Source organism: Chenggangzhangella methanolivorans, from assembly GCF_042648545.1.
Taxonomy (GTDB): Bacteria; Pseudomonadota; Alphaproteobacteria; order Rhizobiales; family Methylopilaceae; genus Methylopila; species Methylopila methanolivorans.
Window position 1 is genome coordinate 315,596 of sequence record NZ_JBHRXS010000004.1, and the last position, 23,812, is coordinate 339,407.

Annotated in this window: 23 protein-coding genes; 9 read left to right on the top strand and 14 right to left on the bottom strand. The window is 70.1% G+C overall.

Annotated elements, in window-relative coordinates; all coding sequences use genetic code 11:
- On the top strand, positions 1–198 hold the full coding sequence (locus ACFOWB_RS06810) for a CsbD family protein (RefSeq protein WP_261404036.1): 198 nt from the start codon (positions 1–3) through the stop codon (positions 196–198).
- A 57-nt stretch (positions 199–255) separates the two neighbouring features.
- On the opposite strand, the gene ACFOWB_RS06815 is transcribed toward ACFOWB_RS06810, so the two are convergent.
- The 8 genes from ACFOWB_RS06815 to ACFOWB_RS06850 all read right to left on the bottom strand — a co-directional run bounded on the left by ACFOWB_RS06815 (position 256) and on the right by ACFOWB_RS06850 (position 9,729).
- Complete coding sequence (locus tag ACFOWB_RS06815; protein ID WP_261404035.1) at positions 256–468, bottom strand: hypothetical protein; 213 nt, start codon at positions 466–468, stop codon at positions 256–258.
- Positions 465–2,624, bottom strand: a complete 2,160-nt coding sequence (scpA, locus tag ACFOWB_RS06820) for a methylmalonyl-CoA mutase (RefSeq protein ID WP_261404034.1) — start codon at positions 2,622–2,624, stop codon at positions 465–467. The genes ACFOWB_RS06815 and scpA overlap by 4 nt, the downstream gene beginning before the upstream one ends.
- Positions 2,621–4,543, bottom strand: coding sequence for a methylmalonyl-CoA mutase family protein (locus tag ACFOWB_RS06825; protein WP_378146422.1), 1,923 nt, complete (start codon positions 4,541–4,543; stop codon positions 2,621–2,623). Before ACFOWB_RS06825 ends, scpA begins: the two co-directional genes overlap by 4 nt.
- 160 nt (positions 4,544–4,703) lie before the next feature.
- Positions 4,704–5,744 (bottom strand): hypothetical protein, encoded by a 1,041-nt coding sequence (locus ACFOWB_RS06830; protein WP_378146424.1) that lies wholly within the window; start codon positions 5,742–5,744, stop codon positions 4,704–4,706.
- Positions 5,745–6,061: 317 nt separating this feature from the next.
- Positions 6,062–7,444: a dipeptidase gene (locus ACFOWB_RS06835; RefSeq protein WP_378146426.1), complete on the bottom strand. Its 1,383-nt coding sequence runs from the start codon at positions 7,442–7,444 to the stop codon at positions 6,062–6,064.
- Positions 7,445–7,467: 23 nt separating this feature from the next.
- Entirely contained in the window at positions 7,468–7,860 is a 393-nt protein-coding gene (locus tag ACFOWB_RS06840) for a type II toxin-antitoxin system VapC family toxin (RefSeq protein WP_261404030.1), read from the bottom strand.
- Positions 7,861–7,865: 5 nt separating this feature from the next.
- Positions 7,866–8,114: a type II toxin-antitoxin system VapB family antitoxin gene (locus tag ACFOWB_RS06845; RefSeq protein WP_261404029.1), complete on the bottom strand. Its 249-nt coding sequence runs from the start codon at positions 8,112–8,114 to the stop codon at positions 7,866–7,868.
- 61 nt (positions 8,115–8,175) lie between these two features.
- Entirely contained in the window at positions 8,176–9,729 is a 1,554-nt protein-coding gene (locus ACFOWB_RS06850) for a helicase HerA-like domain-containing protein (RefSeq protein ID WP_378146429.1), read from the bottom strand.
- Positions 9,730–9,883: 154 nt separating this feature from the next.
- Between ACFOWB_RS06850 and ACFOWB_RS06855 the strand changes: the two genes are divergently transcribed.
- From ACFOWB_RS06855 to folP, 3 genes are all read left to right on the top strand, one after another.
- A complete protein-coding gene (locus ACFOWB_RS06855; RefSeq protein ID WP_261404028.1) occupies positions 9,884–10,249 on the top strand; it encodes a hypothetical protein in 366 nt (121 codons plus the stop codon).
- 108 nt (positions 10,250–10,357) lie between these two features.
- Positions 10,358–10,765 (top strand): DUF4332 domain-containing protein, encoded by a 408-nt coding sequence (locus tag ACFOWB_RS06860; RefSeq protein WP_261404027.1) that lies wholly within the window; start codon positions 10,358–10,360, stop codon positions 10,763–10,765.
- 75 nt (positions 10,766–10,840) lie between these two features.
- On the top strand, positions 10,841–11,665 hold the full coding sequence (folP, locus tag ACFOWB_RS06865; protein WP_261404026.1) for a dihydropteroate synthase: 825 nt from the start codon (positions 10,841–10,843) through the stop codon (positions 11,663–11,665).
- A gap of 108 nt (positions 11,666–11,773) precedes the next feature.
- Here the strand turns inward: folP and ACFOWB_RS06870 are convergent, their stop codons facing one another.
- The gene (locus tag ACFOWB_RS06870) at positions 11,774–12,859 is read right to left on the bottom strand and encodes an alpha/beta hydrolase (RefSeq protein WP_261404025.1); all 1,086 of its coding nucleotides are present in this window, start codon (positions 12,857–12,859) and stop codon (positions 11,774–11,776) included.
- Between the two features lie 162 nt (positions 12,860–13,021).
- Positions 13,022–13,618, bottom strand: coding sequence for a superoxide dismutase (locus ACFOWB_RS06875; protein WP_261404024.1), 597 nt, complete (start codon positions 13,616–13,618; stop codon positions 13,022–13,024).
- Between the two features lie 215 nt (positions 13,619–13,833).
- On the opposite strand from ACFOWB_RS06875, the gene ACFOWB_RS06880 reads away from it, so the two are divergent.
- Entirely contained in the window at positions 13,834–15,516 is a 1,683-nt protein-coding gene (locus ACFOWB_RS06880; RefSeq protein ID WP_261404023.1) for a hypothetical protein, read from the top strand.
- A gap of 10 nt (positions 15,517–15,526) precedes the next feature.
- Here ACFOWB_RS06880 and ACFOWB_RS06885 read toward each other — a convergent pair whose 3' ends face one another.
- Positions 15,527–17,647, bottom strand: coding sequence for a S9 family peptidase (locus ACFOWB_RS06885; protein WP_261404022.1), 2,121 nt, complete (start codon positions 17,645–17,647; stop codon positions 15,527–15,529).
- Positions 17,648–18,045: 398 nt separating this feature from the next.
- On the opposite strand from ACFOWB_RS06885, the gene ACFOWB_RS06890 reads away from it, so the two are divergent.
- Entirely contained in the window at positions 18,046–18,465 is a 420-nt protein-coding gene (locus tag ACFOWB_RS06890; RefSeq protein WP_261405636.1) for a MucR family transcriptional regulator, read from the top strand.
- Between the two features lie 96 nt (positions 18,466–18,561).
- Here the strand turns inward: ACFOWB_RS06890 and ACFOWB_RS06895 are convergent, their stop codons facing one another.
- Positions 18,562–18,951: a DUF6477 family protein gene (locus tag ACFOWB_RS06895; RefSeq protein ID WP_261404021.1), complete on the bottom strand. Its 390-nt coding sequence runs from the start codon at positions 18,949–18,951 to the stop codon at positions 18,562–18,564.
- A gap of 150 nt (positions 18,952–19,101) precedes the next feature.
- Here ACFOWB_RS06895 and ACFOWB_RS06900 point away from each other — a divergent pair, with 150 nt between their 5' ends.
- Positions 19,102–19,926: a DUF6456 domain-containing protein gene (locus ACFOWB_RS06900; RefSeq protein WP_378146434.1), complete on the top strand. Its 825-nt coding sequence runs from the start codon at positions 19,102–19,104 to the stop codon at positions 19,924–19,926.
- Between the two features lie 7 nt (positions 19,927–19,933).
- On the opposite strand, the gene ACFOWB_RS06905 is transcribed toward ACFOWB_RS06900, so the two are convergent.
- Positions 19,934–20,374: a SufE family protein gene (locus tag ACFOWB_RS06905; RefSeq protein WP_261404019.1), complete on the bottom strand. Its 441-nt coding sequence runs from the start codon at positions 20,372–20,374 to the stop codon at positions 19,934–19,936.
- A 166-nt stretch (positions 20,375–20,540) separates the two neighbouring features.
- On the bottom strand, positions 20,541–20,945 hold the full coding sequence (locus ACFOWB_RS06910; protein ID WP_261404018.1) for a DUF5330 domain-containing protein: 405 nt from the start codon (positions 20,943–20,945) through the stop codon (positions 20,541–20,543).
- A gap of 350 nt (positions 20,946–21,295) precedes the next feature.
- On the opposite strand from ACFOWB_RS06910, the gene ACFOWB_RS06915 reads away from it, so the two are divergent.
- Both ACFOWB_RS06915 and ACFOWB_RS06920 read left to right on the top strand, forming a co-directional pair.
- A complete protein-coding gene (locus tag ACFOWB_RS06915; protein ID WP_261404017.1) occupies positions 21,296–23,086 on the top strand; it encodes a sensor histidine kinase in 1,791 nt (596 codons plus the stop codon).
- Positions 23,079–23,798, top strand: a complete 720-nt coding sequence (locus tag ACFOWB_RS06920; protein ID WP_261404016.1) for a peptidoglycan-binding domain-containing protein — start codon at positions 23,079–23,081, stop codon at positions 23,796–23,798. Before ACFOWB_RS06915 ends, ACFOWB_RS06920 begins: the two co-directional genes overlap by 8 nt.
- Positions 23,799–23,812 lie beyond the last annotated feature (14 nt).

Genomic DNA, 23,812 nt, shown 5'->3' on the forward strand with positions numbered 1-23,812 from the left:
ATGAACGCCGATCGACTGGAAGGAATCTACCGTCAGGTGAAGGGCCGCCTGCTCCAGGCCTGGGGCCGCATGAGCGGCGACCAGGCGATGGTGCTGCGCGGCCGCGCCACGGCGCTCTCCGGAAAGGCCCAGGCGAGCTTCGGCCGCGCCATGGGCGCGACCAAGCTTCTCGGCTTCCGCCGCCGTCTCGGGGTGTGAAGCTGCACATTTGACCTCATGGCCGGCGATCCGCCGGCCGGGATCTGCCGGCTCGTCTTACGAGGACGCGCCGGTGAAGGCTTCTTGAGCGCGCCGCCGAAAGGCGGCTTTTTCGTCCTCGCTGGCGAACAGATAGCCTTCGGTGGGCAGTCCCGCCTGCTCGAACAGCTTTCCGTCCCACAACCGGCTCGGCGGGTTCTCGGCGCGAAACAGCTGCTTGGCGATCGCCTCGATCATCTCGGGCGTCGGCTCTTCGGACGGGCCGCTCATTCGGCCGCCTGCGCGGGCGAATAGCCCAGCCGCTCGTTCAACATCACGACAAGCTCCTTGGCGGCGTTCGCCACCACTGTGCCGGGCGGGAAGATCAGGCTCGCGCCCGCCTCTTTCAGCGCCGGATAGTCGACCGGCGGAATGACGCCGCCGACCACGATCATGACGTCCTCGCGCCCTTCCGCCTTCAGCGCGTCGCGCAGCGCCGGGACGAGCGTCAGGTGGCCCGCCGTCATGGTCGAGATGCCGACGACGTGGACGTCGTTCTCGATCGCCTGCCGGGCCGCCTCCTCGGGCGTCGCGAACAGCGGGCCGATGTCGACGTCGAAGCCGAGGTCGGCGAAGGCCGAGGCGATGATCTTCTGGCCGCGGTCATGGCCGTCCTGGCCGACCTTGGCCACGAGGATGCGCGGCCGGCGGCCGTCGGCCCGCTCGAAGGCCGCGACAAGCTTCTGCACGTCCTCGATCGCGCCCATGGCCTTGGCCTCCCGCTTGTAGACGCCCGAGATCGACTTGATCTCCGCCCGGTGGCGCCCGAACACGCGCTCCATCGCGCTCGTGATCTCTCCCACCGTCGCCTTGGCGCGGCCGGCCTCGATCGACAGCGCCAGCAGGTTGGCGTTCCCGCGCGCGCCGGCTTCGAGCGCGTCGAGCGCGGCCTGGACCTTGGCCTCGTCGCGCTCCTCGCGCAGGCGCTTGAGCTTGGCCTCCTGCGCGGCGCGAACTTCCGCGTTCTTGATCTGGCGGACGTCGAGCGTCTCGTTCTCCAGCACCTTGTAGGCGTTGACGCCGACGACGACCTGATCGCCCGAGTCGATGCGCGCCTGCGTGGTGGCGGCCGCCTCCTCGATGCGCAGCTTCGGCACGCCCGCCTCGATCGCCTTCGCCATGCCGCCCAGCCGGTCGATCTCGGCGATGTGGGCGAGCGCCTTCTTGGCGAGGTCGTGGGTGAGCTTCTCGACATAGGCCGAGCCGCCCCACGGGTCGATGAAGCGCGTGGTTCCGCTTTCCATCTGGAGCACCAGCTGGGTGTTGCGGGCGATGCGGGCCGAAAAGTCGGTCGGCAGCGCCAGCGCCTCGTCGAAGGAGTTGGTGTGGAGCGACTGGGTGCCGCCCTGCGTGGCCGCGATCGCCTCGAGCGTCGTGCGGGTGACGTTGTTCCAGACGTCCTGCGCGGTGAGCGACCAGCCGCTGGTCTGGCAATGGGTGCGAAGGGGAAGCGACTTCGGGCTCTTGGCGCCGAGGTCGGTCATGAGCTTCGTCCAGATGAGGCGCGCGGCCCGCATCTTCGCGATCTCCATGAACACGTTCATGCCGATGGCCCAGAAGAAGGAGAGCCGCGGCGCGAACTTGTCGATGTCGAGGCCCGCCGCCATGCCGGCCTTCACGTATTCCGCCCCGTCCGCCAGCGTGTAGCCGAGCTCGAGGTCGGCCGTCGCCCCGGCCTCCTGCATGTGGTAGCCGGAGATCGAGATCGAGTTGAACTTCGGCATGTGCTGGGACGTGTGCGCGAAGATGTCCGCGATGATCCGCATCGAGGGCTGCGGCGGGTAGATGTAGGTGTTGCGGACCATGAACTCCTTCAGAATGTCGTTCTGAATGGTTCCGGCGAGCTTTTCCTGCGGCACGCCCTGTTCTTCGGCCGCCGCGATGAAGAGCGCCAGCACCGGCAGAACGGCGCCGTTCATCGTCATCGACACGGTCATCTTGTCGAGCGGGATGCCGTCGAAGAGCGTGCGCATGTCGTAGATCGAGTCTATCGCGACGCCCGCCATGCCGACGTCGCCGGCGACGCGGGGGTGGTCCGAGTCGTAGCCCCGGTGCGTCGCGAGATCGAACGCGACCGAGAGGCCCATCTGACCGGCCGCGAGGTTCGCCCGGTAGAAGGCGTTGGAGTCTTCCGCCGTGGAGAAGCCGGCATATTGCCGGATCGTCCAGGGCTGGGCCGCGTACATGGTCGGGTAGGGGCCGCGGATGAACGGCGCGAGGCCCGGCCAGGTGTCGAGGCCCTTGAGGCCGTCGAGATCGGCCTCCGAATAGACCGGCGGCACGTCGATGCCCTCGGGCGTGGTCCACGGCGCGGCTGCAGCCTTCGGCGCGGGGAGGTCGGGCCGGGCCCAGGCGATGTTCGAGAAATTCGGAAGGGTCGCGCTCATGCCGCGCCTCCTTTCGCCGTGCTGGCGACAGTGGAGGCGATTGTGGTCGCTTCCGTGAGAATGTCGATGGCGTCGTCGCCGGCGGCCACGAAACGGGCGACGCCTGCGGCCTCGAGCGCGTCGCGGCCGTCCTTGGGCCGGCCCGCGAGCCACACGGTCGCGCCGGACGCTTTCAGCGCCTTGGCGATCGCCGCTCCGCTCTCCTGATAGTCCGGATCGGCGCCGCAGATCACCGCGAGCGCTGCGCCGGAGGCCTTGAACGCGTCCGCGATCTGCTGCGCCGAGGCGTCTGCCGGTCCGTCGGGCGTCGCGAACCCGCCGGCGGCGAGCAGGTTGCGGATGAAGCCGGCGCGCGCGGCGTGGCGGGCGATGGGGCCGACAAGCGCGAGGAACGCCGCGGGACGCTCCGACGCCGCTTCGTTGGCGTGGCGGATCCGTTCGAATGGCTCGGAAAGCCGCGCGGTCGCAAGCGGCGCGCCGACCGGCTGGCCGGCGTCCACACCGAGGCTTTCGCCCTTGCCAAACGCCTCGATCAGCGCCGCGAAGTCCGCTGACCGGCCGCCGCCATCGCCGCCGCCGCTGCGATCGCTGGTCGCCGTAGGCGCCCCGGCCGCGTCGGCCTTCGGAAATTCGCTGACGCCGACGAGCGGCATCCTGCGCGTCGCGACGAGCTTGCCGCGGGCCTTGGCGGTCTCGCCGATCTTCGCCTGCCAGAAACCGGACGTCAGCGCCGCCAGCGCGCCGCCCTCTGCCTCGATCTCCTGGAACAGTCCCCAGGCCTTTTCGGCGAGCGCGTCGGTCAGCGCCTCGATCGCGCCGGCGCCGGCCGCGGGGTCCGCGACCCGATAGGCGTTGGTCTCTTCGAGCACGATCGACTGGACGTTGCGGGCGATGCGGCGGGCGTCGCCGTCCGCGGCCCCGCGCGCGAAGCTGTAGGGCAGCACCATGACCGAATCCGCGCCGCCGACGCCGACCGCGAAGGCCGCGATGGTCGAGCGCACGATGTTGGTCTGGCTGTCGTCGAGGGTGAGCATGCGCCGCGAGGTTTCGGCGTGAATGTGCAGCGGCGCGTCGGCGAGCCCGAACTCGCGGCGCAACGCCGCCCACAGCAGGCGCGCGGCCCTGAGCTTGGCGATGGTCGCGAACTGGTCGCCGTCAGCCGCGAGCGCGATCGCCGAGGCGTCGAGCACGGTTTTGGGGTCGAGCCCGTGCGCGGCGAGCGTCCGGACATGCTCGACCGCGGCCGCGAGCACGCCCGCGAGTTCCTGCGCTTCGCTGGCGCCGGCCTCATGGGCGACGCGCCCGTCGAGCAGCAGAACCGGGGAGGAGAAGCCGAGGCCGTTGAGCGTCTTGAGCGCGTCGGCGACGGACGCGGGATCAGCGGCCGAACCGGCGAGCAGCGCGTCGCGGACGAGGTCGAGGCCGAAGAGGACCGACACGTCCTGCGGCGCGTGACCGCGCTGTTCGACGAGCGCCGCGACGAGCGCCGCCGCCTGCGCGCCGCCGAGCGGCTCGGTCTCGACCACGGTCGTGACGAGATCGAGCATCACGCCTTCAAGCGCGGCGTCGAGAGCATCGATCTTTCGGGCGCCGAGGCCGTCCGGGGTTAGCACCAGCGCGACGCCCGACGAACCGTTGGTGAGATCCTCGAGAACCTGCGCGTTGGCGTCGGCGATGTCCGCAAGATCCATGCGGGCGAGGGCCGACCACCGCGCGCCGGCCGGGCGGCCTGCGATGGCGCGAACAGGCGCGCGCGGCCGGATCGCCTCGAAGGCGACGCCGTCGACGAGCTTCGCGTTCACCACCGGATCGAGCGGTCGGCCCTTGAGCGCGGCCTCGGCGGCCCTGCGCCAGGAGGCCTCGTCGGAGGGGAAGTCGGCGGCGAAATCGGTCGTGAATGCGGACGCGTCGGCGGTCATGGTCGTCTCTGCTGCAATGCGGCGCCACCCTGCCACAGGCCCGCACCCCAGCCATCTTGGAAAATCGAACTACTGGAGAGGGCCGCCGAAACGGAACGGCCCGGATGCGCGAGACGCGTCCGGGCCGGCGAAAGCAGGAGATTCGGAGCGAGGCCGCGCCTTAGAAAGAGACGCCGAGGCGTCCGCGGGTCGCGCGGGTCGAAACGCCGTCGCGGCGGCCGTAGTCGTAGTTCACCTGGACGGTCACGCCCTCCATGAGGGACGTTCCGACGCCAAGACCGCCGACGAGCCCGCGTCCGGTCGGCGAACCGCCCATCGCGATGGCGTCGACGCGTTCGCCGCCCACCGAGGCCTTCAGCTTGCTCGAGCTGAAACCCATCACGCCCTCGCCGCCGACGAAGGCCTCGACCTTCAGCTTGCGCTTGGAGTCGAGGCGGAACGAACGCGAGCCCGACAGCCGCGCCGCGCCGATCGCCGCGACCGCAGACCGCGCGCCGAACGAGGCGGCGCCCGAACCGCCGCGCTCGGAATAGCCGGAGAGCCGGTCGCCGAGCGCCGAGGCGGTCAGCATCGGCGTGATGGTGATTCCGGCGATCTTGGTCGAGGCTCCGATCTGACCGGACGCGCGCGCCACGACGCTCGAGGCGGCGGCCTGGCACTGGTCGCCGGCCTCGCCGCGCTCGATCGCGCCGAAACCGAACTGCGACGCGCCCACCAGAGCCTTGGCGAAGACGCGGCCCTCGTTGAACTTGGCGTAGAAATCGACATGCCGCCCATAGGCCCGCGCGCCAAGATCCCCGGAGCCGACGCCGCCGAAGCCCGCGCTCGCCATCGCGCCGATGATAAGGCCGGGGCGGGTTTCGCGATCGAGGCCGATGCGCATCTGGGTGGCGGACGCGCCCGAGCCGATGCGGCCTGCGCGCTCGCCTTGGCCGTAGCCGACGCCGGACGACTCCCAATAGCTCATGAAGCCGGGAACCGGCTTGTTCGCGCCGACGCGCTCGGCGTCGAGCCGCGAGAACGCGGCGTCGATCTCGGCCATCGACAAAAACAGCGGCGCCTCTACCAGCGCCTGGGTCGATCGAAAGTCTCTCGGGGCGTCGGCCTCGCCGGCCGCAACCGGAGCGGGCGTCGCCGCGAAGGCCAAAATCGTCCCCAGCGCGCCGAGCGTGAGCCCGGCGCGTCGCGCCAGTCCGACCATGATTCGCTGCCTCTGCCGCCTGCCGACGAGGCCCCGCACGGCTCTCGTCTCGCTGCGTCGCAGTATGAACGAACGTTCAGGAAATGGCGCCCCCGAAGACTCACGAAACCGTCATGGGGGACGACGAAAGTCGGAGGTGTTGCCCATACGGCTCAAATGGTTAACCGACGTTAACCGCTGCGCCGAAGCCTTGTGCGCCTTGCCCGGGAAAGGGCGCCTGCGGGGCGGGCACACACGCAGGATCAGCGCCGAACGCGGGCAGGGCGCCTGTCCAGCGTGCGTTGCACAAATGATTTGCCGTCAGTCGAAGCGGTAATTCAGCCCGCCAACGCGCCTAGGATCCGGATCCAGGAGCGCGTGCCTTTCCGGAAGCTCTCGAGGTCGTACTTCTCGTTCGGCGAGTGGATGCGGTCGTCGTCGAGGGCGAAACCGACCATCAGCGTGTCGAGGCCGAGCGTGCGCTTGAAGTCGCCGACCACGGGAATCGAGCCGCCCATGCCGATCGTCACCGGCGCCACGCCCCATTCGGCTTCGAGCGCCGCCCGCGTCTTGGCGAGCGCCGGGCTGTCGATCGGAACCTGAATCGCGCGCGAGCCCTTGTGGCCGTCGAATTCGACCGCGCAGTCGGAGGGCAGGCGCTCGCGCACGAAGGCGCGGAACGCCTGGCGGATCGCCGCCGGGTCCTGGTCGCCGACGAGGCGGAACGAGATCTTGGCGTGAGCTTCCGCCGCGATCACTGTCTTGGCTCCGGCGCCGGTGTAGCCGCCCCACATGCCGTTCACGTCGCAGGTCGGGCGCGACTGGATCTGCTCGATGATCATGCGGTCGCGCTCGCCCGCGGGCTCCGACAGGCCGACCGGCTTCAGGAAGGCCTCCGCGTCGAGCCCGAGGCCGCGCCACTGCTCGCGCACGTCCTCGGGCGTCTCGTGAACGCCGTCATAGAAGCCCGCAAGCGTCACGCGGCCGTCGGCGTCATGAAGGTCGGCGACGATCTTGGAAAGCACGTGCAGCGGGTTGCGCGCCGCGCCGCCATACATGCCGGAGTGGAGGTCGCGGTTCGCGGCCTTGATGGTGATCTGCTCGTAGATGAGGCCGCGCAGCGCCGAGGTGATGGCCGGCCGGCCTTGCGCCCACATGGTGGTGTCGCAGACGAGCGCGGCGTCGGCCTTGAGCTCGTCCTTGGCCTCGTCGAGGAAGCCGCCGAGATTGACCGAGCCGCACTCCTCCTCGCCCTCGATCATCAGCGTGACGCCGACCGGCAACTCGCCGGTCGCGGATTTCCAGGCGCGGCAGGCCTCGACGAAGGTGAGCACCTGGCCTTTGTCGTCGCTGGACCCGCGGCCGAGGATGATCTTCTTGCCCTCCTTGGTGGTCGCGATCTTCGGCTCGAAGGGCGGCGTCTCCCATTTCTCCAGCGGATCGACCGGCTGCACGTCGTAGTGGCCGTAGAACAGCATGTGGGGGCCGGTGGGTTTGGCGTGCTTGGCCAGCACCACGGGGTGGCCGGGCGTCTCCCGAAGCGCGGCCTCGAATCCGAGCTCGGCGAGTTCGCGCTTCAGCCAGTCGGCGGCCTCGCGGCAGCCGTGGCGATAGGCCGGGTCGGTCGAGATCGACGGGATCTTCAGCCACGAGAACAGCCGGTCGAGGCTCTGCTCGAGGCCCTCGTCGGCGGCGGCGAGGGCGCGGTCGAGATCGGACATCGATGATCCTTTCGGAAGAGGCTTCAGGCGAGGTCCGTATGGACGAAATCGTCGCCCTTGTAGAGCAGCGGCACGGCGTGCGCCTTGGCGCAGGCGTAGGCGAAGCAGTCGCCGAGATTGAGGCGGGCAGGGTGGCCGGTCCCCTTGCCGTAGCGCGATCGCGCGTCGATGGCGAGGCGGCCGATCTCGGCGGTGATGGGGACCGTCTTCACCTTCGGCGAGGTGTATGCCGCTGTCTCTTCGGCGGCGAGTTCGAGGTCGATGCGCAATCGCGCCGAAACCGCGAGCGCTGTCTCAAACAGCGCCAGAGCCGAGGTGATCAACGGCGTCTTGGATGCGAGCAGACGCGCCTCGATGTCGTCGGCGTCCTTTTCCCGGACCAGGATGGCGGTCAAAGCCGAGGCGTCGACGAACATGATCGCTATTCGTCGTTGAGAGCGTCGAAGAACGCCTTGTCGAGCGCCACGCCCTCATCTTGAGGGTACTGGGCGAGCCGCTCCCTGACAGCGCGCATCTGGGCGCGCTTTTCCTCTTCGCTTTCCGCAAGCTTCAGCTTCTGAAGCTCGGCGTCGCACGCGACGCGGATCGTTTCGGTGAGCGAGGCGCCCGTCGCGGCGGCGAGCGCTCGCACCACCCTGTCGGTTTCCGGATCCCTTACGTGAAACGCCATCGTCTACACCCCATGGCCTGTCGGTGTAGATAAATAGCGCGCCCGACCGCGTTCAACAACCTCACCGCCGCATCAGGCTGCCCAGCACGCCGCGCACCACAGCGCGCCCGACCGAGCCGCCGACCGAGCCCGCGATCGATTTGCCGATCGAGGCCGCGACGTTGCCGGCGGTCTGGTTGACGATGGTGCGCGTCACCTCGCGGGCGACGCGCTGGCCGGGGTTCAGCGTGCTCGAGCGCGAGGAGCCGCCGCCGAAGATCGTGCTGAAGATGCCGCCGATCCCGCCTCCGCCGGCGTCGGCCTCCACCACCTGCTGGGCGCGCTGCGTCAGCAGCTCGTAGGCCGACTCGCGATCCACCGCCGTGTCGTATTTCGCGCCCATCGCGGAGTTCTGGATGATGGCGCGCCGCTCCTCCGGGCTCACGGGCCCGATGCGCGCGGCCGGCGGTCGGATGAGCGTGCGCTGGACGATCGAGGGAACGCCCTTGCCTTCGAGCGTCGAGACCAGCGCCTCGCCGACGCCGAGCTCCATGATGACTTCAGCGGTCTTGAGCTTCGGGTTCGGTCGGAAAGTCTCGGCGGCGGCCCGCACCGCTTTCTGCTCGCGCGGCGTGTAGGCGCGCAGCGCATGCTGGACGCGGTTGCCGAGCTGGCCCGCCACCGTCTCGGGCACGTCGAGCGGGTTCTGCGTCACGAAATAGACGCCGACGCCCTTCGAGCGGATGAGGCGCACCACCTGCTCGACCTTCTCGATCAACGCTTTCGGCGCCTCGTCGAACAGCAGGTGCGCCTCGTCGAAGAAGAACACGAGTTTCGGCTTCTCCGGATCGCCGACCTCGGGCAGCTCCTCGAAGAGCTCCGAGAGCAGCCAGAGCAGGAAGGTGGCGTAGAGGCGGGGGCTGCCCATCAGCTTGTCGGCCGCCAGGATGTTGATCATCCCCTTGCCGTTGCGGCTCGTGCGCATGAGGTCGGGAAGCGTCAGCGCCGGCTCGCCGAAGAAGCTCGATCCGCCCTGTTGCTCGAGCACCAGCAGCTGACGCTGGACGGCGCCTACGGTCGCCTTGGCGACGTTGCCGTATTTGGTGGTGAGCGCGGAGGCGTTCTCGGCCACATAGTTCAGCAGCGCCTGCAGATCCTTGAGGTCGAGCAGAAGCAGCTTCTCGTCGTCCGCCACGCGGAACACGATGTTGAGCACGCCCTCCTGCGTGTCGTTGAGGTTCATGAGCCGCGCGAGCAGCAGCGGCCCCATCTCCGAGACGGTGGCGCGGATCGGGTGGCCCTGCTCGCCGAACAGGTCCCAGAACGTCACCGGGAAGGCGTCGTTGACGTAAGGGGTGAGCCCGATCTCCTCGGCGCGCTTGACGAGGAAGTCCTTCGGCTCGCCCTTGGCCGCGACGCCCGAGAGGTCGCCCTTGATGTCGGCGGCGAAGACGGGGACGCCGGCGTCCGAAAACCCTTCGGCCAGCGCCTGCAGCGTGACGGTCTTGCCGGTGCCGGTCGCGCCGGTCACGAGGCCGTGGCGGTTGGCGAGCTTGAGCTCGAGATACTCGCCCTTCTCCTTCGCGCCCTTCTGGTCGAAGCTCGTCCCGATGAAGATCTTGCCGTCCTCGAGCATGCCGTCTCCTCGCCTCTGTCCGCCGGGCGATTAGTGGCCCGCCGGGCGAGCCGAGACAAGCTGACAGGTCGCGCTTCGCCCATCGGCAGCTTGCCATCGGACCGGCCCTGCCTACTATGCGCCTCCCAATGAGAACCCGGGGAGAAGCCGGACGATGGACGAACTCGTGAACCGCCTGACGGCCGCAGCCGGCCTCGACCGCGCCAAGGCCGAGGCCGCGGTCAAGACCATCCTGGTGTTCCTCGACAAGGAGGCGCCGGCCGACGCGGTGAAGGAGCTCGTCGACGCCATGCCAGGCGCCGACAAGGCGCTGGAGCAGGGCCGCAAGGAAAGCGACGGCTCGGATTATCAGGGGTTCGGCGCCATGGCGGCCTATCACGCGCTGACCGCCGCCGGCCTTTCGGGCGGCGAGGTGCAGATCGTCACCAAGGAGCTGCTCGCCCATTCCCGCGAGACGGTGGGCGAAGAGACGACGGGTCGCATTGTCGGCTCGGTCCCTGGGCTCGAAGCTTTCGTTTGACAACTTCGGTCGCCGAAGGATTTTATTCTTCGGCCTTATGCGCAGTCGCGTTGAGAGGTGACTGATCCCCTGCGTCTTCTGGGGCTGTTATGATCTCGGGGGACGCGCTTGACCTACGCCATCTTGAAGCTCGCAGGCGTCTGTCCGGACACGGTCAAGAAGCTGAGAGCCGTTGGCGTGCGCACGACGGCGACGCTGCTCGAGCGGGCCAATCATCCGCGGGGCCGCAAGGCGCTGGCGGCGGCCTCCGGGGCGCCTGAAGCCACCATCCTGCGCATCGCCAACATGGCGGACCTGATGCGGGTGAAGGGGGTCGGCGGCGAATACGCGGAGTTGCTCGAGGCCGCCGGCGTCGACACGGTGAAGAGCCTCAGGAACCGCAACGTCCAGAACCTCACCCGCGCGATGGCCGAGCTCAACGTGAAGAAGAAGCTCCTGAAGGCGCCGCCATCCGAAAAGCGCGTCGCGGCCTGGATCGAGCAGGCGAAGTCGATGCCGGCCGTCATGACGTACTGACGGGCGCTCGCGCGGGGCGGAAAACGCCGCTATGTCGGGCCTGCCAGCCATTCCGCGCCGCCAAGTGATCCCGACATGTCGCCGAACGAGCCTTTCGCCGCCGCCCGCCTGTTCGACCGCGCCGGCGGCCCGCGCATCATGGGCATCCTGAACGTCACTCCGGATTCGTTCTCCGACGGCGGACGCTTCGAGGCGGTCGAAACGGCGGTCGCCCACGCCCGCGCCATGGCCGAGGAGGGGGCCGACGTCATCGACGTCGGCGGCGAGTCGACCCGGCCCGGTCACACGCCGGTCGACGCCGAGGAAGAGATCCGCCGCGTCGTTCCGGCGATCCGGGCGCTCCGGGCCGCGCTCGAAACGCCGATCTCGATCGACACGATGAAGGCCTCGGCGGCGGCGGCCGCGCTCGAGGCCGGTGCCACGATCGTCAACGACGTCTGGGGCCTGCAGCGCGATCCCGACATCGCCCGCGTCGCCGCCGAACACGGCGCGCCGGTCTGCGTGATGCATCACCGGACCGAGGTCGACGCCTCGCTCGACGTCGTCGAGGACATGAAGCGGTTCTTGAGCCGCTCCATCGAAATCGCTCAGAAGGCTGGCGTTCCGGACCGCGCGATCATGCTCGACCCCGGCGTCGGCTTCGGCAAGACCGTGGAGCAGAACCTTCAGGCGATCCGCCGCGTCGACGCGCTCGCGGCCATGGGGTTTCCGGTGCTGCTGGGAACCTCGCGCAAGTCGCTGATCGGACACATCATCCCGCGCGAACCGAAGGAGCGGGTCTTCGGCACGGTCGCGACGTCCGTCGTCGGCTGGGCCGCGGGCGCGACGATGTTCCGCGTCCACGACATCCGCGCGAACCGCGACGCGTTGCTGGTCGCCAAGGCCGTGCTGGAGAGCTGAAGCGCGAGGCGGACGTTCGCCGGACGCGGCCGAAAACGCCGGCCGTCGTTCCGGGACAGGCCGGGACGACAGCTGCGTCTCACGCGGCTCTCATGGAAGCGCGCGAGCTTACGGCCGCGCCACGATGGGTTTCGGCGGAGCGAGCGGCTTCGGGCCCGGAGCCGCGTTGGGCGGCGGCGGGGCGGCGTTCTTGACGCCGCTCGCGATGGTCTCGGGCGTCGAGGCGCCGGCGGCGACGCGCGTCGCGTCGCTGACGGGCCCGGTCTGCGCGACGGTGACGCCGCGCTTCAGCCGCGAGCCGAGAAAAGCGAGCATCGGAGGCGTCTGCGGGGCCCAGAGCTTCCAGTTGTGCCCGCCGGGCGAAACCGAAAAAGTCACCGGAATGCGCGCCGCCTTCAGCGCCTCGACGAATTTGGCGTTTCCCGCGGCGAGGATCGGAATGTCCTGGTCGCCCCAGGTCATGAAGAGCGCCGGCGTCTCCTCGACCGTCTCGCCGTCGTCGTCGATGCTGCGCCAGGGGCTGGCGGCGTTGAAGGTCACCGGATCGAAGGTCTTGCCGAAGGTGCGGCCGAACAGGCCGATCTGGAAGGCGGGGAAATCGGTCGCGCTCTTGACGTCGGCGAACAGCGCGCCGGAGAGGCTCGCCGCGGCGGCGAACTCGTCGGGCTCCATCAATGCGAAGCGCAGCGCCCCGTATCCGCCCATCGACAGGCCGCCGATCGCGCGCGCCGCGCCGTCGGCGATCGTGGGATATTTGGCGTCGATATAGGTGATGAGGTCGTCGAGGATGGCGGTCTGCCATCGTCCGGTGCCCTCGGGCCCCGAGCTGTCCACGTACCAGCCGGTCTGGGCGAAGGGCATGACGATGATCGAGGGCGGCAGCTTGCCATCGGCGATCAGCCGGTCGGCGGTTTCGCGCAGTCCGCCCTGGTCGAGCCAGGAGACGTCCGTTCCGCCATGGCCGTGCAGCAGGTAGATGGTCGGATATTTTCTAACGTCGTCATCGGCGTCGTAGCCGGGCGGCAGATAGAGCGAGAACTGGAGCTGGCGGCCAAGCGCCATGCTCTTGAATGAAATGCTGCGGATGACCGTGCTTTCGGCGACCGCCGGTTCGGCGCGCGCGGGAAGCGCAGGCGCGAGACACACGGCCGCGAGCGCGGCGCAAGCTGCGATCTGTCGTCCGAGGCGGTTCATGTCCGGAAGAGTTGGGACTCGTTCGCGCCGCGTCAACTTCGGCGCACGCGGGCGTGACGACGTCGATGTCGCAGCGCTTCTCAAACGCGAGGGCCGCGCCCCCGACTGACGGAGGCGCGGCCCTTTGGTCTCGCTTTTCAGCGTTCGGCGCGAACGCCGCGCTTACTTCGCTTCGTCGTAGAGCTTCTCGACATATTCCCAGTTCACGAGGTTCTCGATGAACGCCTTGAGATAGTCGGGACGCTTGTTGCGGTAGTCGATGTAGTAGGAGTGCTCCCAGACGTCGCAGCCGAGCAGCGGCACGCCGCCATGGACCAGCGGGTTCTCGCCGTTCGGGGTCTTGGTGACCTCGAGCTTGCCGTTCTTGAGGGTGAGCCACGCCCAGCCCGAGCCGAACTGGCCCTTGCCGGCCTCGATGAAGTCCTCCTTGAACTTCTCGACGCCGCCGAGGTCTTCCTTGATCTTGGTCTCGAGCGCGCCCGGAATGGCACCGCCGCCGTTCGGCTTCATCCAGTTCCAGAAATGGAGGTGGTTGAAGTGCTGGCCGGCGTTGTTGAACAGCGGCGCATTCTTGCCGTAGCTCTGCTTCACGATCTCTTCGAGCGAAGCGCCTTCAAGACCCGAGCCTTCGAGCAGCTTGTTGCCGGTCTCGACATAGGTGTTGTGGTGCTTGTCGTGATGGAACTCCAAGGTCTCCTTGGACATATAGGGCTGCAGCGCGTCGTAGGCGTAAGGCAGCTCGGGCAGCTTGAAGGCCATTGAAAATCTCCGGCGAAAAAAGATATCGGTCGCCCCGGAGCCGGGCGAAATCCCCGGACGCGGCGTTCGCAGCCCTACATAGGTTCCACCGGGCGCGCGACAACGCCGTGCGGTCGAGAGCCCTGGAGCGCGACGAAACGCAGCGGCTTTACGCCGCGCTAACCACGCCGCAGGAAAACTGTCCGCCCGCCGGAGCCTGAGGAAGGTCGCGAGACATGTCGTTCGTGCTTTACGCGCTCGGCGCAGGACTGATCGGCTGGGGCGGCTACATGCTGCTCGCCGGCGACAGTTTCGCCGCGCTCGACATCGCCGCGAACCTCGTGGGCTGGGGCGTGTTCGCCATCGGCCTCGGGGCGCTCGCCGGCGGGCTGCGCCGCCTCGTGCGCGCCATCGAGGCGTCGGGTCCGGCGCGGGTTTCGCGCGGGCTGCCGGCCATGCTCTCGGGGGCCGCGCCGCGCGAACAGGCGCCGCCCTCCGACTATGGCCGGCCCACGCCCGCGCCCGCCTTCGAGCCGGCGCCCGAGCCGCGCGGGCTGGCGAATTTCGAGCCGCGCCTCGATTTCGAGCCGCGCCAGGAGCCGCAGCCCGAGCCTGCGGACGTCGTCGAGCCTGCGCCGATCGCGCCGGAGCCGCAGCCGTCGCGGCGCTCGGCGCCCCGCTTCGAGGCGCCGCGCTTCGACCGCACGCCGCCGCCGCCGGCCGCGCGGAAGCCCGCGCCGGCCGTGGAGCCGATCCAAGAGCGAGTCCAAGAGCTGGTCCAAGAACCGGTCGCCGAGCTCGCTTTCGCGCCGGCGCTCAAACCGGAGCCGATCGCAAGCGATCCTCCGCCGCTTTCCGAGCCTCAAGCCGAGCCGCAGCCTGCCGACGAGCCTGCTCCGAGCGTCGCGGCCGAACCGGACGAGGACGGCGACGCGGGCCTCAGCAAGAAGGAGCGCAAGCAGCGCCGCCGCGAGGCCCGCCTGCGCGAGGAGGCCGAAGCCGTCGAGCGGCCCGAGGTGGTCACGCCCCAGCTTGGCGGCAGCCGCAACATCTTCGGCGGGCCGGATCGGGGCGTTCGGGGTCCCGAAGCCCCCGGTCCCGTCGCGCCTCCGCTCGAGCGGGCGTCGCGGCCGGTCCTGCCCTTTCAGACGCCGCCCGTGCTCGAAGAGCCGGCGGAGCCGCTCGTCGCCGAACCCGTTCCCGCGGAACTGGACGCGGGTCAATCCGTCGCGATCGAAACGCCCGCCGCCGAGGCCGACGCGCCCGCGCCGACGGAGCCCGAGACTGTCGAGCTGACGCCCGTGGAGCCGGAGCCCGCCGCGCCGGAGCCTGAAGCGCCCAAGCCGGCTCCTGCGCCATCGATCGAGCCCAAGGTTCCGGACTGGCTGGCGAAGGCGCGCGCGCGTCGGCAGGCGCGCGCCGAGACTGATCCGACCGCCGTTCCGTCGCCGGCCGAGCCAGAGCCAGAGCCAGAGCCGGAGCCGGAGCCGGAGCATCAGCCTGCGCCGGAGGCGGTCGTGGAGACGCCGGAGCCGCCCGTGGCCGAAGAGGCCGCCGCGACGGAAACCGGTCATGACGAGGAGACCGTCGAAACCGCGGCTCCGGAGACGGCCGCCGAACCGAAGGTGGTGCGCGAGGGCGAGCATCGCGGCGTGACCTATCGATTCTACGACGACGGCTCGGTCGAGGCCCTGTCGCCGCACGGCGCCCGGCGGTTCTCTAGCGTGGAAGAATTGCGCGCCACCGTCATCGCGGCGCGCGGGCCGGGCTATGTCGAGCCGCCGTCGGATCCGGAGCCTCAGCCCGACGCCGCGCCCGAGTCGCGAAGCGAGACGCCGCGCGAGCCGGGCGACGAGGATCCGCTCGAGGCCGCGCTGACGGAGCTCGAAGGCGGGCGATCCTCGACGCGCTCCGCGTAAGCGTCAGCGTTCAGCCGCTCGCCCGGCCTGTCGCCGAGAGCGCGAAGGCGTAGGCCAGCGCCACCTCCTCCAGCCGGTCGAAGCGGCCGGACGCGCCGCCGTGGCCTGCGTCCATGTTCGTGCGCAGCGCGATCGGCTGGTCGGAGGTGGTCGCGTCGCGCAGCCGCGCCACCCACTTGGCCGGCTCCCAATAGGTCACCCGCGGATCGGTGAGGCCGGCGAGAGCGAGGATCGCGGGGTAGGGGCGGGGCGCGACGTTGTCCACCGGGCTGTAGCCGCGGATGCGCTCGAAGGCGGCCGCGTCCCGGATCGGGTCTCCCCATTCGGGCCATTCGGGCGGGGTGAGAGGAAGCGTCTCGTCCATCATGGTGGCGAGCACGTCGACGAAGGGCACCTCGGCGAGGATCGCGGCGAAGAGGTCGGGCCGCATGTTGGCGACCGCGCCCATCAGCATGCCGCCGGCCGATCCGCCATGGGCGACGATCGCGCCGGGACTGGCGAAGCCCTCGGCGCAGAGCGCCTCGGCGGCGGCGATGAAGTCGGTGAAGGTGTTGGTCTTGTTGGCGAGCTTGCCGTCGAGATACCAGCCCCAGCCCTTTTCCGTGCCGCCGCGGATATGCGCGATGGCGTAGACGAAGCCCCGGTCGACGAGCGAAAGCCGCCCGCCCGAAAAGCTCGCCGGGATGGCGATGCCGTAGGCGCCATAGCCGTAGAGCAGGCAGGGCGCCGCGCCGTCTGGCGCGAGATCCGCGCGGTGGATGATCGTCACCGGAACGGTCTCGCCGTCCGGCGCGGGCGCGAGGATCCGGCGCACCACGTAGTCCGACGGATCATGACCCGAGGGAATCTCCTGGCGCTTGCGGAGCGTGCGCTCGCGCGTGCCCATGTCGTAGTCCCAGGTCTCGGACGGGGTCGCGGGCGAGGAATAGACGAAGCGCGTCAGGTCCGTGTCGAAGGTCGGGCCCGACGAGACGCCGAGCGAATAGGCCGCCTCCGGAAACGCGATCTCGTGTTCGGCGCCGCTCGCGAGGTCGCGGATCACGATGCGCGGCAGGGCCTCGACGCGCTCGAGCCGCGTGAGATGGCGCGCCGTCACCGCATGGTCGAGGAGATAGACGCCCGCCCGGTGGGGGATGATCTCGCGGACGTTCGACGGATCGTCGGCGTCGGCCGCGACCAGCTTGAAGTCGACGGCGTCGCCGGCGCTCGTGCGGATGAAGAGGGTGGAGCGGCCCTCATAGTCCGGATGATGGTCGATCTCGTAGCGCACGCCCGCCTGGCGCGGATAGATGAGGCGCGGGGCGGCGTCGGGCGCGGCGCGCGCGATCAGTCGCGCCTCGCTCGTGTCGTGGTCGGAGACGGTGACGACGCAATAGGCGCCCGACCGGGTCTCCTCGATCCCGACGAACCAGCCCGGATCGGCTTCCTTGAACACGAGGACGTCCGTTTCGGCCGGCCTTCCGAGCGCATGGCGCCAGACCTCGAGCGCGCGGTGCTCGGCGTCGAGGCGCACATACCAGTAGGCTCGTCCGTCCGCGGTCCAGACCACCGCGCCGGTCGCGTCGGGCGTGACGTCGGGAAGATCTTCGCCGGTCGAGAGATCCCGGATGCGGATCGCGAGGAACTCCGAGCCCGCCTCGTCCGCGCTCCAGGCCAGCAGCCGATGGTCGGGCGAGGGGCTCCAGGAGCCGAGCTGGAAAAAGGCGCGTCCTTCCGCGAGCGCGTCGCCGTCGAGCAGGATCTGCTCGTCCGCTCCGGGCGCGTCGGCTGGACGGCGCACGACCAGCGGATGCTGGCCGCCCTCGCGATGGCGCACGGCGTAGTCGAACGGGCCGTCGCGCACGGGCACGCTCGAGTCGTCTTCCTTGATCCGGCCGCGCATCTCGGCGACGAGCCGTTTCTTGAGGTCTTCGAGCGGCCCAAGCAACGTCGCCGCATAGGCGTTTTCGGCCTCGAGATAGGCGCGGATGTCGGTGGGCAACGTTTTGGGATCGCGCAGGGCCTCGCGCCAATTTTCGGCCTTCAGCCACGCGTACGGATCTTCGAGGCGGCGTCCGTGAACTTCGACGACATGCGGGCGCTTCTCGGCGCGCGGCGGTTCGACGGTGGGCGCGCCAGCGCTTTCCGACATCTGCGATTGCTCCGAAACAGGACAGGGGAAACTTGCGGTAGGGCCGCCGATACCTAGCGGCGGGGCGCCGACCCGGCAAGCGGCGCGCGCGCAATCAATGTCCCGCGCAAGACTCCCGAGCCGCCGCAAACCTTTGCACGTGACTCAGAACCGGCCGGATCGGACGGTAATGCGGGCAGTCATGCCATAAATCGTCAAACAAAAACGGTTCACAACCTGTTTGAGAACTTGCGCAGTTGCCGAGGCTCGTCTATTTACCAGGCAGTCAAGCGGGCTTCGAATCGAACGCCGTCGTAATTTCGGTCGGCGGCGCTGGTGGGCTCAAGGACATCACAAGAGCGTGCGGCGGTTTGCTCGTAATCGGCCCGCCAAAAGACAAACCTACGGAAACGGATTTCATGACCGATACCGCCCCCACGTCGAACTATATCGAGCTGGCCGCCGACATCGTGTCCGCTTATGTGAGCAACAACTCGGTCGCCGCGGCGGATCTTCCCTCGCTGATCAACGACGTGCACGCCGCGCTTAACCGCGTTTCGACCGGCGCCGTCGAGACCGTGGCCGAGGCTCCGAAGCCGGCCGTGCCGCTCAAGAAGTCGGTCACGTCGGACTACATCATCTGCCTGGAAGACGGTAAGAAGTTCAAGTCGCTGAAGCGCCATCTGCGCACGCAGTACAACATGTCGCCGGAAGAGTATCGCGAGAAGTGGGGGCTTCCCGCGGACTATCCGATGGTGGCGCCGAACTATGCGGCCGCCCGCTCCGAGCTCGCCAAGAAGATGGGTCTCGGCCAGCAGCGCGGCAAGCGCACCCGCTGACGCTCCAAGCCGTCGTCAAGTCCCGCCCGGGCTGACGACGCGCAAGACATCGAACAGAACGCGGCGCAGCGTCAGCCGCGCGGCGTTTTTGTTTGTTCAGCCTGATGTTTCTCGTTCGGCGTCTTGCGCAGGCGCCGGATCGACCTTGCGGCGCTGCGTCGCGCGGACGGCTTCGCCGGCGATCGCCTGCGCGAGCGCCAGGTGGCGGCTGACGTCATAGGTCCAGTGGCCGGCGGCTCCCCGCCGACGTTCGGCGCGGAGCGCACGCGCAAGCCGCGTCCGGATCCGGCGATCGAGCGCCGCGCTGTCTCCGTCCAGTTCCCGAGGATCGAGGCCGATGAGACGCGGCAGCGTGCGGCGGCGGTCATAGGCCGCCGCGCCGCCCGCGATCGTGCGCGCGAAGCCGTCTTCGGCCGCCGCCCGCCAGACGCGCCCATGCGCCGGAGCCGCTGCTCCCCTGCCGCCGTTCCTGCTGTTCCTCTCCATGCCCGCTCCTTCCGGTCGCCGACGGAAAGGATGGGCGCGCCTCGCTCATTGGACAAGAAAAAAATCCTATTATAGGATAAAAGGCGAGATGGAGGTCTGGCGCGCCGCCGCCGCGCGGTGCGCCGCGTCCGCGCCGCCAGGAGGATCGTCATGAGCAAAGCCGTCCGTCCCCGCAGTCCGCGTCCGGCGCGATCCGCAGGCCGAGCCGGGCCTCAGGCCGCGCCGTCGCTCACGCGGCTCCCGCCTGTCGAAGCCAGATTGCTGGCCCGCGTCGCGGCCGCCGGGGAGGCGGGGATCGCGGCTCCCGCCTCCGAGGCGGCTCGAGGGCTTGGCCGCCGCGGCCTCGTCGAGGAACTGGGCGGCCGTCTGGTCGCGACGGAGACTGGTCGCGCGCGGGTGGCGCGGGAGGCCGCGGGCCCCGAAGGCTTGCTGGCGCAGCATCGACGGGTGGAGCGTCGCGCCGTCGAGACCGGGAACGGCCACGAACATTTGCTGGTCGATCTGGACGAGAGCCCGCTCGCCTGGCTGGCGCGACGCAAGGGGCGGGACGGGCGCCCTCTGCTCGCGGTCGCCGAGGTCGCGGCGGGCGAGCGCCTGCGCGCCGACTTCACCCGCGCGCAGATGGGCCCGCGCGTGACGGCGAACTGGGAGGCGGCGGTGTCGTCCGGCCGTCGCGGCGGCGGCGCGGGCGACCTCGGCGACGCGGCGCTTGCGGCGAAGGCGCGGGTCGCCCGCGCGCTCGAGGCGGTCGGGCCGGAGCTTTCCGGCGCGCTGCTCGACGTCTGCTGCTTCCTGAAAGGCCTCGAGGAGGTGGAGCGCGAGCGCGGCTGGCCGGCGCGGGGCGCCAAGCTCGTGCTCGGCCTTGGTCTTGCGCGGCTCGCCCGCCACTACGGGCTCGTCGCCGAGGGCAGGGGGCCGGGCCGTATCGTGAGCTGGGGGGCGGAGAGGAGCCGCCCGACGATCGACGGCGCCTGAGACAGGCTCAGCCGGCCGGCGCTTCGGCCTTCGCGGCGGCGGCGGCGGCCTCGCGCTTGATGCGCTCCACCATCGAGCGGAGGCCGTTCGAGCGCTGGGGCGTCAGATGCTCGCGCAGCTTGATCCGGTCGAAGGTCTGGCCGGCGTCGGTCGCGAGGATCTCGCGCGCGGTTCGCCCGGAATAAAGCGCGAGCGTCACGGCGACGAGGCCCTTGACCAGATGGGCGTCGCTGTCGCCGCGGAAGGCGAGGATCGGGTCCGAACCGTCGCCCACCGTGGTCTCGAGCCAGACCTGGCTCGCGCAGCCCTGCACCTTGTTGGCGTCGGTGCGCGCCGCGTCCGGCAGCGGCTCCAGATCGCGGCCGAGCTCGATCAGGAAGCGGATGCGCTCCTCCCAGTCGTCGATGAACTCGAAGCCGTCGATGATCTCTTCGATGGTCGTAGGCATGCGGGGCCGCCGTTTTCCTTGAACACACGACGTAGTGCGGGACGGACGCGGCTGCAAAAAGAAAAAGCGCCGCGGACGGACCGGGCGGGACAGAGCCCGGCCGTCGTCGCGGCGCTGGAGTTGCCGGCGGGGCAGGACCGCCGGGGTCAGAAAAAGCGTTCGGCCGTCAGGCCGCCGGGCCGCGCCAGGCGGGCTTGCGGTCGGAGGTCGTGAGGGTGTTGCGCGAGGCGGAGGAGTCGGCGGCGGATGTCGTCGTGGCCGTAGGCCTCGGCGCGGTTGAAGTCTGAGCGGCCTTGTTGGTCGCGAGATAGCTCTGCACGGCGGCGGCGCCCGCGGCGGCGCGTTCGCCCACCATCTTGAGCGCCTGCTGGCCGACGTCGCAGGCGCCGGGCTGGCGCGAGCAGAAGCCGGAGACGTCGGAGATCGTGGCGCCGGCGGCGGCGAGCGCCGCCATGCCGTCGATGGCGGCGCGGTCCTCGGCGTTCGGCCCCGCGCTCTTCGGGTCGGACCCGAACGGGACGAACATGAGGAGCACCGAAACCCAGAACGCCGTGCGCAGAAGGAAGAACATGGGAAACCCGCCTATCGTCATCGTCGGTCTCCGCGCTCGTTTCGAGCCGGCGCGGTCAGCCGATGGATAGGACCGTAGCAGGGGCGTCTGAATTCGCGTTCAACGGGCAGGCGGCATTTGTCGCGAATGCGTTCAGCAATCCGAAAGACTTCGGAAAGGATTTGGAAAGTCTTTCCTCACCGCCCGCACAGACCGTCGAAGACGCGTTCAGGCTCACGCGAAATCCATCGCATTTTAGCGTTCGCTTAAGCCGGAGGGCGCAAAACTCCGACCTGTGGATGGAAGGATCGGAGCGCCGGCGGCGCGGCCGGTCACGCCGGACCCGCTGGTCCGGCCCGGAGTAAGGCGCGTTGCTTCAGACCGCAGCTTTCAAGGCGCTCTCGGAGCATGTCGCGGACCGGCTCCACGACAGCGTGACGGCCGACGCGGCCGCCGCCGAGCGCCACCGCGGATTCGTTCTCACCCATGTCGTCGTCGGCGCCGCGCCCTTCGCGGCGCTGCCGGCGCTGCTCGCTTTCGCGCCGGCTTCGTCGGCCGTCGGCTTCGCGGCCTTCGGCTGGCTGGTGCTGCCGTTGCTCGCCGCCCTCGACCTCACCCGCTCCGGGCGGCTCGACCGCGCCGCGGGGCTTGCGGCGGCCGCCTATGTCGGCCTTGCGGCGCTTGTCGCGGCCGCGACCGGCGGCGTCGCCTCGCCCGCGGTCGCGCTGCTTGCGCTGCCGGCCGCCGACGCCGCGCTGTCGGGCGCGCGCCGCGCCGGCCGCTTCGCGCTTGGCCTTGCGGGCGCGGCCTTCGCCGGCCTTGCGGCTTTCTCGCTTTCCGGCGTCGCGGGCCCGGTGATGGAGCCGGCGCTCGCGGTCGTGGCGGGCGGCGCCTTCGGGCTCTACGCGCTCGCGCTCGCGCTTCGGACCGCGGGCCTCGCCCGCGCGCTCGAACGCGCCGAGGCGCCGAGCGACGAGCGGTTCGCGCTCTTCGCCGACGGCCTCGACGATCTCGTCACGCGCCACGCCCCGAGCGGCGCGGCGACCTTCGTTTCACGCGCTTCGCGCGACGTCATCGGCGCGAACGCGCGCGACCTCGCCGGGCAGGGCCTGTTCGAGCGCGTCCACATCGCCGACCGGCCCGCTTATCTCCGCGCGCTCGCCGCAGCCGTCGACGGCGCGCCGGCCGAGGCCGAGATCCGCCTGCGTCGCGGCCCGGCGGAGGCGCCCGCCTTCGGCTGGTTCTCGATGCGCGCGCGCCCGGCGCTTCCGCATGAGGCGAACGCCGCCGCTTTCGCGGCGGCGCCCGTCGTCGCCATGTTCCGCGACCTCGGCGACTCGAAGGCGCATGAAGCCGCGCTGACGGAGGCCTGTCAGGAAGCCGAGCGCGCGAGCCTCGCCAAGACGCGCTTCCTCGCGCATATGAGCCACGAGCTGCGCACGCCGCTCAACGCCATCATAGGCTTCTCCGAGATCCTGTCGGACGAGACGCTGTGCCGGCTGACGCCGGAGCGACGCTCCGACTACGCCGCGCTGATCCATCGCTCCGGCGCGCATCTGCTCGAGGTCGTGAACTCGATCCTCGACATGACGCGCATCGAGAGCGGCGCTTTCGCGATTTCGCCGCGCGCCTGCGCGCTCGAGCCGCTCGTCGAGCACTGCCTCAAGCTGATGGAGCTGAAGGCCGGGACCGCGGGCGTCTCGCTTCACGCCGACCTCGACCCGGCGGCCGCCGAGATCGAGGCCGATCCGCGCGCCGTCACCCAGATGCTGATCAATCTGGTGGCCAACGCCATCAAGTTCACGCCGCGCGGCGGCGAGGTCCGGATCGCGCTCGCGCCTCGCGGCGAGGGCGTCGCGCTGTCGGTGCGCGACACCGGCTGCGGCATCGCGCCCGAGCATGTCGGCCGGCTCGGCGAGGCCTTCTTCCAGGGCGACGCCGCGGGCCGCCCGCAGGAGGGCGCGGGCCTCGGACTGTCGGTGGTGCGCGGCCTCGTCGCGCTGCATGGCGGCGAATTCGCGGTCTCGAGCGTGCTCGGCCGCGGAACGTCGGTCGACGTCTTCCTGCCGCGCCGGCCCGGTTCCGTGCGGCCGCTGCGCGCGCCGGTCTTCCAGCATTCCGTCGAAAACATTCCCGCCGAGAAGGTGAAACGTCGTGCCTAGGCCCGCACCGCGACAGTTCGAGATCGAGGACGAGGCTCCCGGCATGATGGGCGCCGCGGCCGCCATGGTGCTGCGCCGGCCGGTGGACGCCTTCGCGGGCCTGCTCGCCGCCGCCTGCACGGCGATGATCCTCGTCAACGCGCTCGCGCTTCAGCAGGGCCGGCCGGGCCCGGCCCCGGAGGCGGCGGCGCGCCAGTCGGCCACCGCGCCGGCCGCCCAGCAGTGGCGCGCCGAGCCCAAGCGCGACGAACTCGTCGCCCAGGTCCAGACCGCGCTCGCCGAGCGTGATCTCTATGACGGCGTCGTCGACGGCGTGATGGGCCCCGGCACCGCGTCCGCGATCCGCGCCTTCGAGCACGCGCAGGGCATGGCCCAGACCGGCGAGGCGAGCGAGAAGACGCTCGCGGCGCTCATGACCGCGCCTGTGCGCCGGGCCGAGGCGAAGCCCGCCGCAAAGCCTGCGCCGCAGCCGGCCGCCCAGGCGCAGCCCGCCACGACCGGCTCCACCGCGCCGAACGCCAAGCTGATGGCCGCCCAGCGCGCGCTGGCGCGGATCGGCTATGGGCCGGTCTCGATCGACGGCAAGATGGGGACCGAGACGCGCAACGCCATCAAGAGCTTCGAGAAGGACCGCGGCCTGCCGGAGACCGGCGAGCTCGGCCCGCAGGTTCTGCGCGCGCTCCAGCAGATGACCGGCGCGCCGATCCAGTGAGGCGCGTATAAGGC

Excerpts from the sequence above, each read along its gene's own strand:
- ACFOWB_RS06810 (WP_261404036.1), top strand. The coding sequence starts at position 1 with ATGAACGCCGATCGACTGGAAGGAATCTACCGTCAGGTGAAGGGCCGC.
- ACFOWB_RS06815 (WP_261404035.1), bottom strand. The coding sequence starts at position 468 with ATGAGCGGCCCGTCCGAAGAGCCGACGCCCGAGATGATCGAGGCGATC.
- scpA (WP_261404034.1), bottom strand. The coding sequence starts at position 2,624 with ATGAGCGCGACCCTTCCGAATTTCTCGAACATCGCCTGGGCCCGGCCC.
- ACFOWB_RS06825 (WP_378146422.1), bottom strand. The coding sequence starts at position 4,543 with ATGACCGCCGACGCGTCCGCATTCACGACCGATTTCGCCGCCGACTTC.
- ACFOWB_RS06830 (WP_378146424.1), bottom strand. The coding sequence starts at position 5,744 with ATGGTCGGACTGGCGCGACGCGCCGGGCTCACGCTCGGCGCGCTGGGG.
- ACFOWB_RS06835 (WP_378146426.1), bottom strand. The coding sequence starts at position 7,444 with ATGTCCGATCTCGACCGCGCCCTCGCCGCCGCCGACGAGGGCCTCGAG.
- ACFOWB_RS06840 (WP_261404030.1), bottom strand. The coding sequence starts at position 7,860 with ATGTTCGTCGACGCCTCGGCTTTGACCGCCATCCTGGTCCGGGAAAAG.
- ACFOWB_RS06845 (WP_261404029.1), bottom strand. The coding sequence starts at position 8,114 with ATGGCGTTTCACGTAAGGGATCCGGAAACCGACAGGGTGGTGCGAGCG.
- ACFOWB_RS06850 (WP_378146429.1), bottom strand. The coding sequence starts at position 9,729 with ATGCTCGAGGACGGCAAGATCTTCATCGGGACGAGCTTCGACCAGAAG.
- ACFOWB_RS06855 (WP_261404028.1), top strand. The coding sequence starts at position 9,884 with ATGGACGAACTCGTGAACCGCCTGACGGCCGCAGCCGGCCTCGACCGC.
- folP (WP_261404026.1), top strand. The coding sequence starts at position 10,841 with ATGTCGCCGAACGAGCCTTTCGCCGCCGCCCGCCTGTTCGACCGCGCC.
- ACFOWB_RS06870 (WP_261404025.1), bottom strand. The coding sequence starts at position 12,859 with ATGAACCGCCTCGGACGACAGATCGCAGCTTGCGCCGCGCTCGCGGCC.
- ACFOWB_RS06875 (WP_261404024.1), bottom strand. The coding sequence starts at position 13,618 with ATGGCCTTCAAGCTGCCCGAGCTGCCTTACGCCTACGACGCGCTGCAG.
- ACFOWB_RS06880 (WP_261404023.1), top strand. The coding sequence starts at position 13,834 with ATGTCGTTCGTGCTTTACGCGCTCGGCGCAGGACTGATCGGCTGGGGC.
- ACFOWB_RS06885 (WP_261404022.1), bottom strand. The coding sequence starts at position 17,647 with ATGTCGGAAAGCGCTGGCGCGCCCACCGTCGAACCGCCGCGCGCCGAG.
- ACFOWB_RS06890 (WP_261405636.1), top strand. The coding sequence starts at position 18,046 with ATGACCGATACCGCCCCCACGTCGAACTATATCGAGCTGGCCGCCGAC.
- ACFOWB_RS06895 (WP_261404021.1), bottom strand. The coding sequence starts at position 18,951 with ATGGAGAGGAACAGCAGGAACGGCGGCAGGGGAGCAGCGGCTCCGGCG.
- ACFOWB_RS06900 (WP_378146434.1), top strand. The coding sequence starts at position 19,102 with ATGAGCAAAGCCGTCCGTCCCCGCAGTCCGCGTCCGGCGCGATCCGCA.
- ACFOWB_RS06905 (WP_261404019.1), bottom strand. The coding sequence starts at position 20,374 with ATGCCTACGACCATCGAAGAGATCATCGACGGCTTCGAGTTCATCGAC.
- ACFOWB_RS06910 (WP_261404018.1), bottom strand. The coding sequence starts at position 20,945 with ATGTTCTTCCTTCTGCGCACGGCGTTCTGGGTTTCGGTGCTCCTCATG.